Raw genomic sequence first — 14,851 nt, forward strand, 5'->3', positions numbered from 1 at the left:
GCAGCGGGAGCGCCGCGCCCGCGGCCGACCGGGCAGGACGCCCGGAGCACCCGGGGCAACTTGGAGGTCGCCCATGAACAAGACCGAGCTTGAGGGCCTGCTGCCGCACCGCCCGCCCATGCTTCTCCTCGACGAGGCGGAGGTCGTCGAGGGCCCCGACGGCCCCGAGGCCCACGGCCGCATCACCATCACCGGCGACGAGTTCTTCGTCCAGGGCCACTTTCCCGGAAACCCCGTGGTGCCCGGCGTGATCCAGTGCGAGATGCTCGCGCAGAACTGCTGCGTCCTGCTTGCCGACGACCCGGCGGCCAAGGGCGCCACGCCCTACTACACGAGCCTCGACAAGGTGCGCTTCAAGCATCCCGTGGTGCCCGGCGACACGGTAGAGCTCGTCTGCCGCCTCACGCGCGCCCGCGGCCCGTTCCGCTTCGCGGAGGGCACGGCCAGCGTAGACGGCAAGGTGTGCTGCAAGGCGGAGATGTCGTTCGCCCTCATGCCAGCGGGCAAGGAGGCATAGGCCCCGTGTTCGAGAAGATCCTCATCGCAAACCGCGGCGAGATCGCTGTTCGCGTCATCCGCGCCTGCAAGGAGATGGGCGTGCGCACCGTGGCCGTCCACTCCACGGCCGACGCCGGGGCGCTGCACGTGAACCTCGCCGACGAGTCGTACTGCATCGGCGGCCCACGCGCCCAGGAGAGCTACCTCAACGAGGATGCCATCATCACCGTGGCGCTCGAGACGGGCGCCAAGGCCATCCACCCCGGCTACGGCTTCCTCTCCGAGAACGCCGGTTTCGCCCGCGAGTGCCGCGACTGCGGGCTCGTCTTCGTGGGCCCCACGCCCGAGGTCATCTCGCGCATGGGTGACAAGGACGCCGCCCGCCGCACAGCTCGCGCTGCCGGCGTGCCCGTCGTGCCCGGCTGCGACCTCATCGCCAGCCCCGGGGACGCCACCGCCGAGGCCGAGCGCATCGGCTGCCCCGTGCTCATCAAGGCCCGCTCGGGCGGCGGCGGGCGCGGCATCCGCAAGGTCGAGCGCCCCGAGGACGCGGCGGCGGCCTTCGAGGAGGCCCGCGCCGAGGCCGAGAGCGCCTTTGGCGACGGCGAGTGCTACATGGAGAAGTTCGTGCACCCCGCCCACCACGTGGAGGTGCAGATCCTCGCCGACGCGGCCGGCCGCGTGCTGTCGCTTGGCGAGCGCGAGTGCTCCGTGCAGCGCCGCAACCAGAAGCTGCTCGAGGAGAGCCCCGCGCCTTGCCTCGACGGCCATGACGACATCCGCGCCGCCATCCACAAGGCCGCGCGCGACCTCGCTCGCGAGGTGGGCTACGTGGGCGTGGGCACCATCGAGTTCCTCTACACCGACGACGGCGCGTTCTACTTCATGGAGATGAACACGCGCCTGCAGGTGGAGCACCCCGTCACTGAGATGGTCACGGGCCTCGACCTCGTGAAGTGGCAGCTGCGCGTGGCGGCCGGCCAGCCGCTGCCGCAGAAGGGCGACGAGGTGCCGCCGGTGAAGCGCGCCATCGAGTGTCGCATCAACGCCGAGACCCCCGACTTTCTGCCCTCGTGCGGCACGGTCACGGGCCTGCACGCGCCGGGCGGCCCGTGGGTGCGCTTCGACTCGGCCCTCTACCAGGGCGCCAAGGTGCCGCCCTACTACGACTCGATGCTCGGCAAGCTCATCGTGAGCTCGCCCACGCGTGAGGAGGCCATCCGCAAGATGCGCGCCGCGCTGGGGGAGCTCGTGATCGAGGGCGTGTCCACCAACGTGGACCTGCAGTTCGACATCCTGGCAAACCGCGAGTTCGCTGCCGGCATGTACCACACGAACCTGATGGAGCACCTCTATGAGTAGCGAGGGTGGCGGGCACGCCTGGGGCGTACCTGCCGCGTGCGAGGGGAGTCACCATGTGCGCTAGGCGAGACAAGCGCGAGAACGAGCTCGAGGGGCCCGTCACCGAGGTGGCCGTGGAGCTGCCACCGCGCACGCTTTTGGTGAAGTGCCCGGGATGCCGGCGCGTCATCGACCAGGAGCAGCTCTCCGCGAACTACGACGTGTGCCCGCGCTGCGGCCATCACCTGCGTGTGAACGCCCGGCACCGCCTGCGCCTCACGGTGGACGCCGGCTCGTTCGAGGAGTGGTACAAGGACCTCGAGGTCCGCGACTTCCTCAAGTTCCCGGGCTATGCCGAGAAGCTCGACGCAGCGCGCGCCAAGACCAGCGAGGCCGACGCCGTGGTGTGCGGGCGGGCCACCATCCGCGGGCGCGCGTGCACCATCTTCGTCATGAACGGCGACTTCATGATGGGCTCGATGGGCTCGGTCGTGGGCGAGAAGATCTGCCGCACGTTCGAGCGGGCCATCGAGCTGGGCCTTCCCGTGGTGGGCTTCACCGTCTCCGGCGGTGCCCGCATGCAGGAGGGAACCACCTCACTCATGCAGATGGCCAAGGTCTCGGCGGCCCGCCGTCGCCTGGCCGAGGCGCACCTGCCCTACGTCTGCGTGCTCACCGACCCCACGACGGGCGGCGTCACGGCGAGCTTCGCCATGGAGGGCGACGTCATCCTGGCCGAGCCCGGCGCGCTCGTGGCCTTTGCCGGCCCACGCGTCATCGAGCAGACCACGCACAAGCGCCTGCCGGCGGGCTTCCAGCGCTCCGAGTTCCAGCTCGAGCACGGCTTCGTGGACCGCATCGTGCCGCGCCGCTCCACCCCCGACGTCCTGGGCGAGCTTCTGGCCCTGCTCGCCGGCGAGGCGCCGGAGGAGGGCAGCCTCGACGAGCTCAAGCCCGAGCCCGCGCCCAAGCTGCGTCCGCGCCGCCGTGGCAAGGACGAGGTCGACGCCTATGCCCGCGTCACGCAGGCCCGCTCCACCTCGAGGCCCACGCCGCTCGAGCTCATCGAGCGCGCCTTCGACGGCTTCGTCGAGCTGCACGGCGACCGCCTCTTTGGCGACGACGCCGCCGTGGTGGCCGGCCTCGCCTGGGTGGGCCGGCGCGTGGTGATGGTGTGCGCCACCGAGCGCGGCCGCACCACCAAGGAGCGCGTCGAGCGCAACTTTGGCTCGGCGCACCCGGAGGGCTACCGCAAGGCGCTGCGCCTCATGCGCCTGGCCGAGCGCTTTGGCCTGCCCGTCGTGTGCCTCGTGGACACGGCCGGCGCGTTCTGCGGCATCGGCGCCGAGGAGCGCGGCCAGGGCGAGGCCATCGCGACCAACCTCGTGGAGATGAGCGGCCTTTCCGTGCCGGTGGTCTCGGCGGTGGTGGGCGAGGGCGGCTCGGGCGGCGCGCTCGCGCTGGCCGTGGCCGACCGCGTGCTCATGCTGGGCAGCGCTGTGTACTCGGTGGTGAGCCCGGAGGGCTGCGCGTCCATCCTCTGGAAGACGGCCAAGCGCGCCCCCGAGGCGGCCGACGCCCTGGGCCTCACGGCCTCGGACCTCATGCGCCTCGGCATCGTCGACGACGTGGTGGACGACGAGGGCCTCACAGCCGACGAGCTGGCCCACGCGCTGCTCGTGAGCGTCGAGGCCCACCTCGACGAGCTGGCCAGGCTGGAGCCCGACGAGCTCGTCCGCCGGCGATACGAGCGCTTCCGCGGTATGGGGGCGCAGGCGCTCATCGGGTAGGGTATAGTGTCCGCGACATAGGGTTGCCCGCGCGCGAGCCGGGCGGCGCGGAAGACCCGCGTCAGAGGAGAAGGGGGCCGTCATGGCCGAGGAGTCCACGTTCGATCGCATCGTCAAGATCCTCCAGGAGCAGGATGGCCTCGAGGACGTCGAGATCACCAACGACACCAAGCTCTCCGACCTGGGGCTCGACAGCCTCTCCGTGGTCGAGGCCGTCATGGCCTGCGAGGACGAGTTCGGCATCGAGGTCGACGCCGACGCCGCCCCCGAGACCGTGGGCGACTTCGTCGACATGGTCGAGGCCCTGCTCGACTAGCATCGTTCGCTCGCGTCCGGCGCCGCTCGCTTCACTCGAGTACGCCGAGTGTACCGTTTGCACCAGTTATCCGCCTGTTTTTGCCGTGCTAACTGGTCAAAACGGTACACTCGGCGAAAGATAGCCGGCAAGTGGGTATACTGTGGGTCCGCGTCTGCGTGTCGGGCGCGCCTGCGGTCGGGACGCCGCACCCCGTGGCCGAGGCGCCGCACCCAGCGGCTACGTGCCGCCGTATCTTGATAACTCGCATGGTGGTTTGGCGGGGCTGTGGCGCATGGGCGTTGGCGGTTTGGGTATACTCTCAAGCACCTTTTGGGGGCGACTGGTTTCGACAGGGTGTTCCTGAGGTGGGCAGCAAGCCGTGGTCTCCTCGCCACGTAAAACAGGGGTACCGTCAAATTGAATTGACGACAACTCTTATCAGGGCAACCTTGCCCTCGCTGCTTAATCTAATTTAGCAGCCGTCAATGCGGGAATCGCTCCTGTTCCCGCGGCGACGTCACGTTAGGGAGCTGCTGGCGCGGACGTGGTTGGTATGCCGCGCAGTAAGCCTGAACCAGCTGGGGCGTCGAGCGCGGGTCACCGTGTGCGAAGCGCCCGAGACTCAAACGGCGACTGAGCTTGGAGACACCTGCCAGGGGAGTGCTTTGGACCGGAGTTCGATTCTCCGCGCCTCCACCAAGAGCGATGAGCGGGCCGTGGCCGTAGCAGCCGCGGCCCGCTTTCTTGTGCGTAGCGGAGGGGTGAACTCTGTGCAGGGCGCTTGGCTACTCGGTGATGTCCGCTATCGTGTAAATGGGCGCTGTCAGGCGCGCGTCGGTCTCGGACGCCTTCTCTACGGCCTCTTTGTCCCAAGTGGCCCAGGGGAGCCTGTCTTTGACAATCTCATCGGTTGGGTCTTTTATTGCGCAGAGCGCGTCAAAGCGACTGGAAAGAACCTGTTCATAGTTGTCTGCGAGCTGAATGCGATAGAGGCGGGTTTCGGTCGATCCGTCTTCATAGGTGGCCGTTGCTTCTAGCGTCGTTGCGGCAACTTGTTTGGCAGCCAGCGCGATACCGGAGACATAGTTTTTCTTCGCCCACGCGAGGGTGCTCTCGCGCGTCGAAGTGACCTCATCGAAAGCCGTCTCGTACGCGTCCCTAAGCTCGGGCAGCTCCTCGTCTACGTTCGCCCAGGACTCCGGGTTTTCTTTCGGGTTTCCTGCTCGCGTGCCAACGAGATTGAGGTCTTCGTCGAGGACGTCGCCAATGGAGGCCTTTGTTAGGCGATAGAGCGAGCGAAGGGTCTCATCGCTGCGGTAGAACTCGGCTTCGTCGGCCGCCACGCTCAGTAAGTTGTAGACGCCGTCAGTCGTGTGGTAGATGCCGTCCGCCCCTTGGCTGTCGTAGCTTATTGTGACAACGTTATTTGCTACTTCCTCGGGGGTTGACGTCAATGACCCCAGGTCGTTCGGGTCTGATCTCGCGGGGTAAAAGGCGGGCGCGTCGGTGCCGTTTGAGGCCCAAATCCAGCTTCCAATAGATACCGTGTTCCATTGTGCGGTGCCGGGTTCTCCGCTTGCGCCTGTGTTCGTTGGATTGGTGCCGGAGCCAAGCACGCGAAATTCCACGGAGGAGACCCCGCGCCCAGCCAGAGAGAGGTTCAGCTCGAGGGCTTGGTGCCAGCCGATTGTGTCGCGGGCGGGCATGATTCCCGACCCCGTTGACTGAACGGCGACGCTGTTGCCGGGCTCTGCTGCGTTGGCAATGGCGAGGCCGAACGCATGGGAGGCCCCGGCGGCCTGCTCTGAGCCGGGGGTGCTGATACCGCTTGGGATGAGGGCCGGTGTGGCTAGGGCGAGGCCGGCAACAATGGCGACGGCGGCTCCCGCGCGGGTAAGCCTGGAGAGCGGCTTTGGCCGGTACGCCTGCTCATTCTCTCCGGCACGGAGCCCACGAATGCGATCAAGGGTTCGGGCGTTGAGATCGTCGCTCGGACGCACGGGTTCCATGAGCGTTTTATACTCGTTCACGAGTCCTCCTTAATTGTGGTGGTCGCTAAAGCCAGCGGCGGGCTTTCTACGCCCATTCGAATTCTCCGTACTCTTCACCTCCCAAGATGTCCTTAAGCCTTGCTCGCGCTCGCTGTAAGCGACTCCGGACGCTGGATGGTTTGATACCGAGCACGTGGGCTATCTCCTCGCAGGAGAGTTCCTCGCAATAAAACAGATGCACTGGTGCCCTGAGTTTTGGCGGAAGTTGCCGGACGGCATCCCAGAGGGCCTTGATTGCCACCTCGTCCCCGATGATGGATGGTGGTCGGTCGCGGTCTTCCGGGTTCAGCTCGAGGGCGTCCATGCTCGTGGTTCTGCGTCGCCACCATGAGCGGGCTAGGTCATGGCAGCGGTTGAGCGTTACTCGCAGAAGCCAGGCCCGCAGGTGGTCATCGCCGGAGAAGCTCGTTGCGTCGCAGGCGAGGCTTACGAAGACGTCCTGATAGATGTCTTCGGCGTCCGCTCGCGAACCTGTTTGGGCAATCGCGAGCCTCAGGACGCTGGCCCCATGCGCTTTCATTGCGTGCCTGAGAAACGAGTCGCTGCGGAGCACGGTTTTGCGGGTGCGTCCGAACGGGGAGTTGCTCATACCTGCCTCCTCTCTTTCTTCACTGTAGATTCAGGCCTGCTAGCCAATAACACGCGGTCGGTGGGCGGGTGTCTCAAAAAAAGACGAATGAGTGATGGCGCACGTGTTCGCGGTGAGGGACCGCTCCGAGGCGACTCTGGTTGCCGGCGGTTTATCGGAACGATGCGCGAAGCCACCGGGTGCTCGTTATGTCAACCTGCGGGGTATAACTGAGCCATCGACTTTGATGCTGGGCGCGTGGCGCCCGCTGCTGACCTTGGGAGGTCTCATGTCTCTCGACATCATCAACAAGGTTGCGTCTGCGGCGCGGGGTGCTGCGGCCAAAAGGGACGATGCCCAGCTCAATGTGATGGGCGCGCCGCGCACCGGCGTCGACCTCGTGCTGGAGGGCGGCGGCATGCGCGGCATGTTCACGGCCGGCGTGCTCGACGTGCTGCAGGAGCGGGGCGTCTACGGCTTCGACACGGTGTGGGGCGTCTCGGCCGGCGCCATCAACGCGGCGAGCTACCTGTCGCGCCAGATCGGCCGCTACATGCGCGAGAGCCTCGCCTTTCGCGACGACCGCCGCTTCATGAGCCTGTGGTCTCTGGCCACGACGGGCAACATCGCTGGGGCCGACTTCATGTACCACCAGCTGCAGGACGAGATCGACCCGTTCGACTACGCGACCTTCGCCAGGCGCCGCTCGCGCTACATGGTGGTGGCCACCGACGTGGTCTTTGGCACGGCCGACTACCTCGAGGTGAGAAGCCTGCCGGAGGACATCGACAAGGTGCGGGCCTCGGCGTCCCTGCCGGTGCTCTCCCGTATCGTGGAGGTGGGGGAGAGCCGCCTGCTCGACGGCGGCACGGCCGACTCCGTGCCCGTGGAGCGCGCGCTTGCCGAGGGCGCCGACAAGGCGCTCGTGGTGCTCACGCAGGACCGCGGCTACGTGAAGCGCGGGCCCTACGAGCTGCAGCCCCTGGCCGACCGCCGCTACTCGGACTTCCCGTACTACCTGGAGGCGCTGCGCACCCGCGCCGAGCGCTACAACGAGCAGCGCGAGCACATCTGGGGGCTCGAGCGCGAGGGCAAGGCCGTGGTCATCGCGCCAAGCGAGCCCGTGCGCGTGGGCAGCACCTCCGGCGCCGACGGCGAGGGGCTCCTCCGCCTCTACCTGGACGGCCGGCGCCAGGCGGTGGCAGCCCTGGAGGCCGTGCGCGCGCTGGGCGCGTAGATTGGGCGAGCACATGGTCGGCTCTCGCCCTTTTGCGCCGTCTTGCACATTTCCTTCAAAAATCACGGATTTGACAGGATTTAGCTTGCACTTCGCAAGCCGCGACATACAATAGGAAAGCTTCTTTTGCAGAGCCCCGTAACCTCTTTAAAAGAACACCGCAACACGCAAGCACACGGAGGAGTCAAATGAAGTCGACTCAGTACGCCAAGCCCGGCGAGGTCACCCGCAATTGGGTCCTCATCGATGCTGATGGCGCCACGCTCGGCCGTCTCGCCACGAAGGCCGCTATGATCCTTCGCGGCAAGAACAAGCCGCAGTACACGCCTCACACCGACACGGGTGACTTCGTTGTCATCATCAATGCCGATAAGGTCCAGCTTACCGGCAACAAGGCTGACAAGAAGACCTACTGGCGCTACAGCGGATGGCTGGGCGGCATGCACTTCGAGAGCTTCAAGGAGGCCATGGAGAAGCACCCCGAGCGTGTCATCGAGCACGCCGTGAAGGGCATGCTTCCCAAGAATTCCCTCGGCCGTAAGCAGTTCACCAAGCTCAAGGTCTACGCTGGCCCCGAGCACCCGCACACCGCCCAGAACCCCGTTCAGGTTGATTGGAGGGCCTAACGATGGCTGACAACACCGCTGTCTACACCGGCACCGGTCGCCGCAAGGAGGCCGTCGCCCGCGTCCGTCTCGTTCCCGGCACTGGCAAGGTGACCGTCAACGGCCGCGACGCCCTCAACTACTTTGGCCGTCAGCAGCTCGTCGACGACGCCTGCGCCCCCTTCAAGGTGACGGACACCGTCGGCCACTTCGACGTCATCGCCCTCTGCGACGGCGGCGGCATCACGGGTCAGTCCGGCGCCCTGCGCCTCGGGATCGCCCGTGCCCTCCTCGAGGCCGGCGAGTACCGCGCCGAGCTCAAGAAGGCCGGCTACCTCACCCGCGATTCCCGCGCGGTCGAGCGCAAGAAGTACGGCCTCAAGAAGGCCCGCAAGCGTCCGCAGTTCTCGAAGCGCTAGGCCTTCGGTCGCAGACGACTCTGCCCCTGCACCTACTGGAACCCGTCAGCTCTGGCTGGCGGGTTCCTTTTTTCGCAGGCTCCTCTGCAGCAGGGCCCCCATGCTGCAGAAGCCATACGCCTGCGGCCTTTTCGGCCGTCCGTCTGCGGAACCTTGCCCGGCCGCTCCGGTCCGTGCCCCGTTTGCCGTCCATTACCTACCTTCTGGCATCCCGCACCCTTACCAGGAGTAAGTAGCCCTAACTCTCTGTAAGAATGGGCACGACAACGCCTTGCCGGACGAGCGCGCAGCAACGTCCCGCGTTGGCCAACCAACGGTTTCGGTGCGTCTGGGCGATGCCCCGTCGTGCCGTGCGTCTCTATGGGGAGCCTCAGGGCTCAGGATAGTCGAGAGGGTGATGCGCGTGAGCAGGGGAATTGCGTCGGCGGGCGGAGAGGGAGAGCTCTACAAGATTGACGGCAAGCCGTCGCTGGGGATGGCGTTCCCCCAGGCGATGCAGCACGTCCTGGCCATGCTCGTGGGCAACATCACGCCGCCCATGCTCATCGCGGCCTCGCTGGGGCTTCCCGCCTCGGACGAGACGATGCTCATCCAGGCGGCCATGATCATCGGCGGCATCACCACGCTGCTGCAGCTCTTCCCGGTGTTTGGCTTTGGCATGGGGCTTCCCGCCGTCATGGGCGTGGCCTTTGCCTACATGCCCATCCTCACCATGATCGGCACGCAGTATGGCATCTCGGCAATCTTTGGCTCGCAGCTCGTCGCCGGCTTTGCCTCTATCTTCATCGGCATGTTCATGGAGAAGATCCGGCGGTTTTTCCCACCCATCGTGAGCGGTACCGTGGTGCTCTCCATCGGTCTCTCGCTCTATGAGACGGCCATCAACTACATGGGCGGCGGCGCGGGCGCCAAGGCGCTGGGCACGTTCGGCTCGCCCGAGTTCTGGGTGCTTGCGCTCGTGACCCTCGTGGTGACCCTCGCGTGCAGCCTGTTCGGCAAGGGCTACATCAAGGTGTCCGGCATGATCGTGGGCATCATCGTGGGCTATGCCATCGCCCTGTTCATGGGCGGCATCGTGGCGTTTGACGACGTGAGCGCCGCCGCGTGGTTCTCCGTTCCCGTTCCGTTCCACTTTGGCCTCGAGTTCCATCCGGACGCCATCATCCTCATGGTGCTCATGTACGTGGTGCAGGCGGTGCAGACCATCGGCGACGTGTCGTCCACGGCCATGGGCGGCTTTGGGCGCGAGGCCACCGACCAGGAGCTGGGTGGCGCCATCAAGGGTCAGAGCATCTGCGGCATGATCGGCGCGTGCCTGGGCGGCCTGCCCACCGACCCCTATAGCCAGAACGTGGGCCTCATCTGCACCACCAAGGTCGTGGCCAAGCGCGTCTTCTTAATCGTGGCGGCCGTGATGCTGGTGGCGGGCGTCTGCCCCAAGTTCAGCGCGCTCATGGCAACCATCCCACAGCCGGTCTTGGGAGGCGCCACCGTCACGGTGTTCGCGGCCATCACCCTCTCGGGCATCCAGCTGCTCACCGAGGAGCCGCTCAACTACCGCAACCGCATGATCGTGGGCATCGCGCTCGCCCTGGGTGTGGGCATCGGCGCCGTGCCCGAGATCCTGCAGTTCATGCCGCAGCTGGCCCGCAACATCTTCGGCAGCCCGCTCGTGGTGTCGTTCATCGTGGTGTTCGTGCTCAACATCATCGTGCCGGAGGACAAGTCGGAGGACTCCGAGGAGGGATAGCACCCGGTGCGCGCGACCGGGGTTGGCGCCCGTCGTGGCGCAGCCGTCCGGCGACGTACGTGACGGGGCCGGCTGAGCCGTGCCCGAACGGGGGAGGATGCGTGGTGCCTCGGACTGGCGCCGCGTACCTCCCCGCTCGCACACATGGGGCTGGTACAATGCCATAACCTGCTGTTGAAGCTCCCGATACAAGCTCGGCGGGAGTTGCGGCGTATTGGGGTCGAACGTGCGGCCGCGTCGCCGCCGACCAAGACGGGAGTCTGCCATGTGCGGAATCGTTGCCTACACCGGCTCGTCCCAAGCCATCCCCTTTCTCCTCGACGGGCTCAAGACGCTCGAGTACCGCGGCTACGACTCCGCGGGCGTTGAGGTGCTGGCCCAGGACGGGAGCCTCGCCGGCGTGAAGTGCGCTGGCCGCGTCTCGGCGCTGGTCGAGAAGTGCCAGACCCGGGACCTGCGCTCCACCTGCGGCATCGCCCACACGCGCTGGGCCACCCACGGTGCCCCCACCGACAGAAACGCCCACCCGCACACGAGCTGCGATGGCCGTGTGGCCATCGTCCACAACGGCATCATCGAGAACTACCGTTCGCTTCGCGAGGAGCTCCAGGCCCGTGGGCACGAGTTCAGGAGCGAGACGGACTCCGAGGTCATCGCTCACCTCGTGGAGGAGGCCCTGCGCGGCCCCGCCGCTGGGGACGTGGTGGAGGCCCTGCGCCAGGCGACGCGTCGCCTCGAGGGGTCTTGGGCGGTCGCGGCCATCAGCGCCGACGATCCCGGCACGGTCGCCTGTGCGCGCAAGGGCTCGCCTCTGGTGCTTGCCGCGACCGATGGCGGAGCCTATGCGGCAAGCGATATAACGGCGCTTGCCGGCATCACCTCGCATGTCATCCAGCTCGACGACGGCCAGCTGGCGCGCATGGACCCGAGCGGCGCCGTCACCGTCTACGACGCGTCTGGCAGCGAGGTCGCCAAGCCCGACACGCTCGACATCGACTGGGATGCCAGTGCGGCCACGCTCGGCGGCTACGACGACTTCATGGCCAAGGAGATCGCCGAGCAGCCGGCGGCAATCGAGCGCCTGCTCAGGGGGCGCCTCTCCGACGGGCGCATCAACCTCGACGAGCTCGACCTCACTGACGACGAGATCGCGGCCATCGACCGCATCTACGTCGTCGCCTGCGGTACGAGCCTGCACGTGGGGCTCCTCGCCCGCCGTTTCATCGAGGGTTGGGCGCGTATTCCGGTGGTCGCCGAGGCCGCGAGCGAGTTCATCTACGAGGATGTCCTCGTGACCGACCACACGCTCTGCGTCATCATCACGCAGTCCGGCGAGACGGCCGACACCCTGGCCGCCGCGCGCAAGATGCACGCCGCGGGCGCCAAGGTCTTCGCCATCACCAACGTCTTGGGCTCCACGGCCGCGCGCGAGAGCGACGGCGTCCTCTACATCCAGGCCGGCCCCGAGGTCTCCGTCTGCTCCACCAAGGCCTACACGGCGCAGATGGTGGCGGCCACGATTCTTGCCCTGCTGCTTGCCCAGAAGAACGGCCACATGGCCACGGGCGAGGTGGCCCGGCGCTTCCGCGAGCTCGCCCGCGTGCCCGACCTCATGCGCGTCGTGCTCGACCGCAGCTGGCAGGCCAAGGCGGCCGCCCGCGAGTTCGTGCACGCCCCCTCGGCGCTCTTCATCGGGCGCGGCGTCAACTCGGCGACGGCCTCGGAGGGCGCGCTCAAGCTCAAGGAGGTCAGCTACCTCCATGCCGAGGCCTATGCCGCCGGCGAGATGAAGCACGGTCCCATTGCTCTGCTCGAGCCGGGCTTTCCCGTGGTGGCCATCGTGCCGCGCGACTCGGTGCGCGACAAGACCGTCTCGAACATCCAGGAGGTCATCGCCCGCGGGGCCACGTGCGTGGCGGTTGCCACCGACGGCGACGAGGACGTGGCCTCGCTCGTGGAGCGCGTCATGTGGATTCCGGACTGCCCGGAGAACATCGTGCCCATGGTGGCGATTCTGCACCTGCAGGTGCTGGCGCGCTATGTCGCGCTGGCTCGCGGCTGCGACGTGGACAAGCCGCGCAACCTTGCGAAGTCCGTGACGGTGGAGTAGCGCATGGCTCTGGCTGGCGTTGGCGTGGACATGGTGGAGATTGCTCGCATGGAGCGTATCCTGAGGCGGACCCCTCGGTTCAGGGAGCGCGTCTTCTCGGAGGAGGAGCGCGCGTTCTGCGATGCCACGGCGCGACCGGCCGCCCACTACGCCTGCAGGTTCGCCGCGCGCGAGGCGGTGCTCAAGGCGCTTGGCTGTGGCTTTGCTCCGGGGGTGCGCTACAGTGACGTAACGGTGGGCTCGGACGCCTCGGGAAGGCCCCGCGCCCTGCTGTCGGGCCGCGCCGCCGAGGTGGCCCGCGAGCAGGGGGTTCTGGCCGTGGCCATCTCGCTCTCGTTCACGCGGGAGATGGCGGTGGCCAACGCCGTGGCGACCACGGCGGAGACGGCGCCCAAGCCCAGGCAGGCCCGCGACCCGCGTCGCGAGCTTGCGGAGTCGTTCAAGGAGGCGCGCTCGGTCATCGACGAACTCGAGCGCGTGCGGGATAGGAAGTGAGTGGGCCATGCAGCCTGTTTTGAACGTTGAGGACATCAGGGCGGTCGAGCAGCGTCTCGCCGACGTGGGCGTGAGCGTCTCCGAGCTCATGCGCCGCGCCGGCGGCGCGGCGGCGCAGGAGGTGCTGCGCCTGGGCGACGTCTCGCACGTTGTCGTGCTGGCGGGCCTGGGCAACAACGGCGGCGACGGCTGGGTCGCGGCCGAGGAGCTCAAGGCCAAGGGCGTCTCGGTCAAGGTGGTCTCCCCCTGCGACCCCGACGACCTGCACAGCGACCTGGCGCGCATCGTCGCCAAGGGCGCGGCCGAGGCGGGCGTCGACTGCGTGGTGGGGCCCGCCCGCGACGAGCTGGACGAGCTGCTGGCCGATTGCGACACGGTGGTCGACGCCATGCTGGGCACGGGCTTCCACGACGCGCCGGTGGCGCCGTTCTCCATCTGGATCGACGCCCTCAACGCCTCGGGCGCGCGCGTGGTGGCGGTGGACGTGCCGAGCGGCCTCTCCGCGCAGACGGGCCACGCGCCCGGCGCCGTGGTGGTGGCTGACGTCACGATCACGATGCTGGCGCTCAAGCCGGGCCTCCTCTCCGACGACGGCCGCGACGTCTGCGGTTCGATCGTGGTGGCGCCGCTGGCCGAGCAGACCCGGAAGCTCGTCTTCGACGCCGACCCGGTTGCCTGGCGCTGCGAGCCCGAGGACTACCTCGACGTGCTCAACCCGCCCACCTGCGTGGTGGACAAGTACACGCGCGGCAGCGTGCTCGTGGTGGGCGGCTCCACGCGCTTCCCGGGTGCGGCCATCATGGCGGCCAAGGCCGCGGCGCGCGCCGGCGCCGGCTACGTGACCCTTGCCGTGCCCGAGCCGGTGGCCAACCTGGCCCGCGCGCACCTGCTCGAGATCCCGGTGGTGGGCCTGCCGGCCGACGCCGACGGCACCTTCTCCAGCGCGGCCCGTGCCCAGGTGGCAGACCTCGCCGCCCGCCGCTCGGCCGTGCTCGTGGGCCCCGGCATGTGCGTCACGGGCGGCACCGTGGGCGTGGTCTCCACGCTGCTCGCGAGCCCAGCCCCGCTCGTCGTCGACGCCGACGGCCTCAACAGCCTGGCTCGCCTCACGAGCAGCCGCATCGACGAGTTCCCCGAGCTCCTGCGCCGCAAGGCCCCGCTCGTCCTCACGCCGCACCGCCGCGAGCTCGGCAGGCTCGTGGGCCTCAAGGACAACCCGCCCGACTCGCTCACCTCGGCCCTCGAGGCCGCGCGCCGCATCGTCTGGTCCGACGGCGGCAGCGAGCTCGTGGTGGTCGCCAAGGGCACGGCCACGGCCTGCGTGGGCGTCGAGGTCGCGCTTCTGCCCAAGCCTGGCCCGGCGAGCCTCGCCACGGCCGGCTCGGGCGACGTCCTGGCGGGCATCATGGCGGGCCTGCTCGCCCGCGGCTCCGACACGGACGCGCTGCCCATGCTGGCCTCGCTCGCCTGCGAGGTGCACGGGTGCGCCGCGTCCATCGCGCAGGAGCGCTTTGGCTCGAGGGGCGTCATGGCAGCCGATATAATCGACACCGTTGGCCTCGCGGTCGACGCGGTGGAGGACCGGGCCGCCTACAGCGACGCCGACGACGCGGACTCCGCCCAGGACAAGGGCTCGGACAAGGCGTAGACGTCTCGCCCGTGGGGCGCTCGGCTCACGGCGCGGACGCG

The 14,851-nt window shown here is 67.9% G+C and carries 13 protein-coding genes and 1 other RNA gene; 12 read left to right on the plus strand and 2 right to left on the minus strand.

All coding sequences use genetic code 11. From position 1 onward, the window contains the following. Nucleotides 1-73: 73 nt before the first annotated feature. The 5 genes from fabZ to ssrA all read left to right on the plus strand — a co-directional run bounded on the left by fabZ (nucleotide 74) and on the right by ssrA (nucleotide 4,626). Nucleotides 74-517 carry a 3-hydroxyacyl-ACP dehydratase FabZ gene (fabZ, locus tag EFAMC1_RS09105; RefSeq protein ID WP_154053964.1) on the plus strand — a complete coding sequence of 148 codons (444 nt, stop codon included), beginning with the start codon at nucleotides 74-76 and terminating at the stop codon, nucleotides 515-517. A gap of 5 nt (nucleotides 518-522) precedes the next feature. Next, nucleotides 523-1,860 (plus strand): acetyl/propionyl/methylcrotonyl-CoA carboxylase subunit alpha, encoded by a 1,338-nt coding sequence (locus tag EFAMC1_RS09110; RefSeq protein ID WP_154053965.1) that lies wholly within the window; start codon nucleotides 523-525, stop codon nucleotides 1,858-1,860. Between the two features lie 53 nt (nucleotides 1,861-1,913). Beyond that, complete coding sequence (accA, locus tag EFAMC1_RS09115; protein ID WP_154053966.1) at nucleotides 1,914-3,629, plus strand: acetyl-CoA carboxylase carboxyl transferase subunit alpha; 1,716 nt, start codon at nucleotides 1,914-1,916, stop codon at nucleotides 3,627-3,629. An 82-nt stretch (nucleotides 3,630-3,711) separates the two neighbouring features. Next, the gene (locus EFAMC1_RS09120) at nucleotides 3,712-3,945 is read left to right on the plus strand and encodes an acyl carrier protein (protein ID WP_154053967.1); all 234 of its coding nucleotides are present in this window, start codon (nucleotides 3,712-3,714) and stop codon (nucleotides 3,943-3,945) included. A gap of 314 nt (nucleotides 3,946-4,259) precedes the next feature. Then, nucleotides 4,260-4,626, plus strand: a transfer-messenger RNA (tmRNA) gene (ssrA, locus tag EFAMC1_RS09125). 86 nt (nucleotides 4,627-4,712) lie between these two features. Here the strand turns inward: ssrA and EFAMC1_RS09130 are convergent. Both EFAMC1_RS09130 and EFAMC1_RS09135 read right to left on the minus strand, forming a co-directional pair. After that, on the minus strand, nucleotides 4,713-5,957 hold the full coding sequence (locus EFAMC1_RS09130) for a hypothetical protein (protein WP_154053968.1): 1,245 nt from the start codon (nucleotides 5,955-5,957) through the stop codon (nucleotides 4,713-4,715). 46 nt (nucleotides 5,958-6,003) lie between these two features. Beyond that, a complete protein-coding gene (locus EFAMC1_RS09135; protein WP_154053969.1) occupies nucleotides 6,004-6,567 on the minus strand; it encodes an RNA polymerase sigma factor in 564 nt (187 codons plus the stop codon). A 268-nt stretch (nucleotides 6,568-6,835) separates the two neighbouring features. Here EFAMC1_RS09135 and EFAMC1_RS09140 point away from each other — a divergent pair, with 268 nt between their 5' ends. The 7 genes from EFAMC1_RS09140 to EFAMC1_RS09170 all read left to right on the plus strand — a co-directional run bounded on the left by EFAMC1_RS09140 (nucleotide 6,836) and on the right by EFAMC1_RS09170 (nucleotide 14,810). Next, nucleotides 6,836-7,783, plus strand: a complete 948-nt coding sequence (locus EFAMC1_RS09140; RefSeq protein ID WP_261981850.1) for a patatin family protein — start codon at nucleotides 6,836-6,838, stop codon at nucleotides 7,781-7,783. Between the two features lie 188 nt (nucleotides 7,784-7,971). After that, nucleotides 7,972-8,409: a 50S ribosomal protein L13 gene (gene rplM / locus EFAMC1_RS09145; protein ID WP_154053970.1), complete on the plus strand. Its 438-nt coding sequence runs from the start codon at nucleotides 7,972-7,974 to the stop codon at nucleotides 8,407-8,409. A gap of 2 nt (nucleotides 8,410-8,411) precedes the next feature. Continuing rightward, on the plus strand, nucleotides 8,412-8,807 hold the full coding sequence (gene rpsI, locus EFAMC1_RS09150) for a 30S ribosomal protein S9 (protein WP_154053971.1): 396 nt from the start codon (nucleotides 8,412-8,414) through the stop codon (nucleotides 8,805-8,807). A 403-nt stretch (nucleotides 8,808-9,210) separates the two neighbouring features. Then, on the plus strand, nucleotides 9,211-10,557 hold the full coding sequence (locus tag EFAMC1_RS09155) for a uracil-xanthine permease family protein (RefSeq protein WP_261981851.1): 1,347 nt from the start codon (nucleotides 9,211-9,213) through the stop codon (nucleotides 10,555-10,557). Nucleotides 10,558-10,822: 265 nt separating this feature from the next. Then, nucleotides 10,823-12,667, plus strand: a complete 1,845-nt coding sequence (gene glmS / locus EFAMC1_RS09160; protein WP_154053973.1) for a glutamine--fructose-6-phosphate transaminase (isomerizing) — start codon at nucleotides 10,823-10,825, stop codon at nucleotides 12,665-12,667. A 3-nt stretch (nucleotides 12,668-12,670) separates the two neighbouring features. Continuing rightward, entirely contained in the window at nucleotides 12,671-13,162 is a 492-nt protein-coding gene (acpS, locus tag EFAMC1_RS09165) for a holo-ACP synthase (protein WP_154053974.1), read from the plus strand. 7 nt (nucleotides 13,163-13,169) lie between these two features. After that, on the plus strand, nucleotides 13,170-14,810 hold the full coding sequence (locus EFAMC1_RS09170; RefSeq protein WP_154053975.1) for an NAD(P)H-hydrate epimerase: 1,641 nt from the start codon (nucleotides 13,170-13,172) through the stop codon (nucleotides 14,808-14,810). Nucleotides 14,811-14,851 lie beyond the last annotated feature (41 nt).

Source organism: Olsenella uli (assembly GCF_901212675.1).
Lineage (GTDB): Bacteria > Actinomycetota > Coriobacteriia > Coriobacteriales > Atopobiaceae > Parolsenella > Parolsenella uli_B.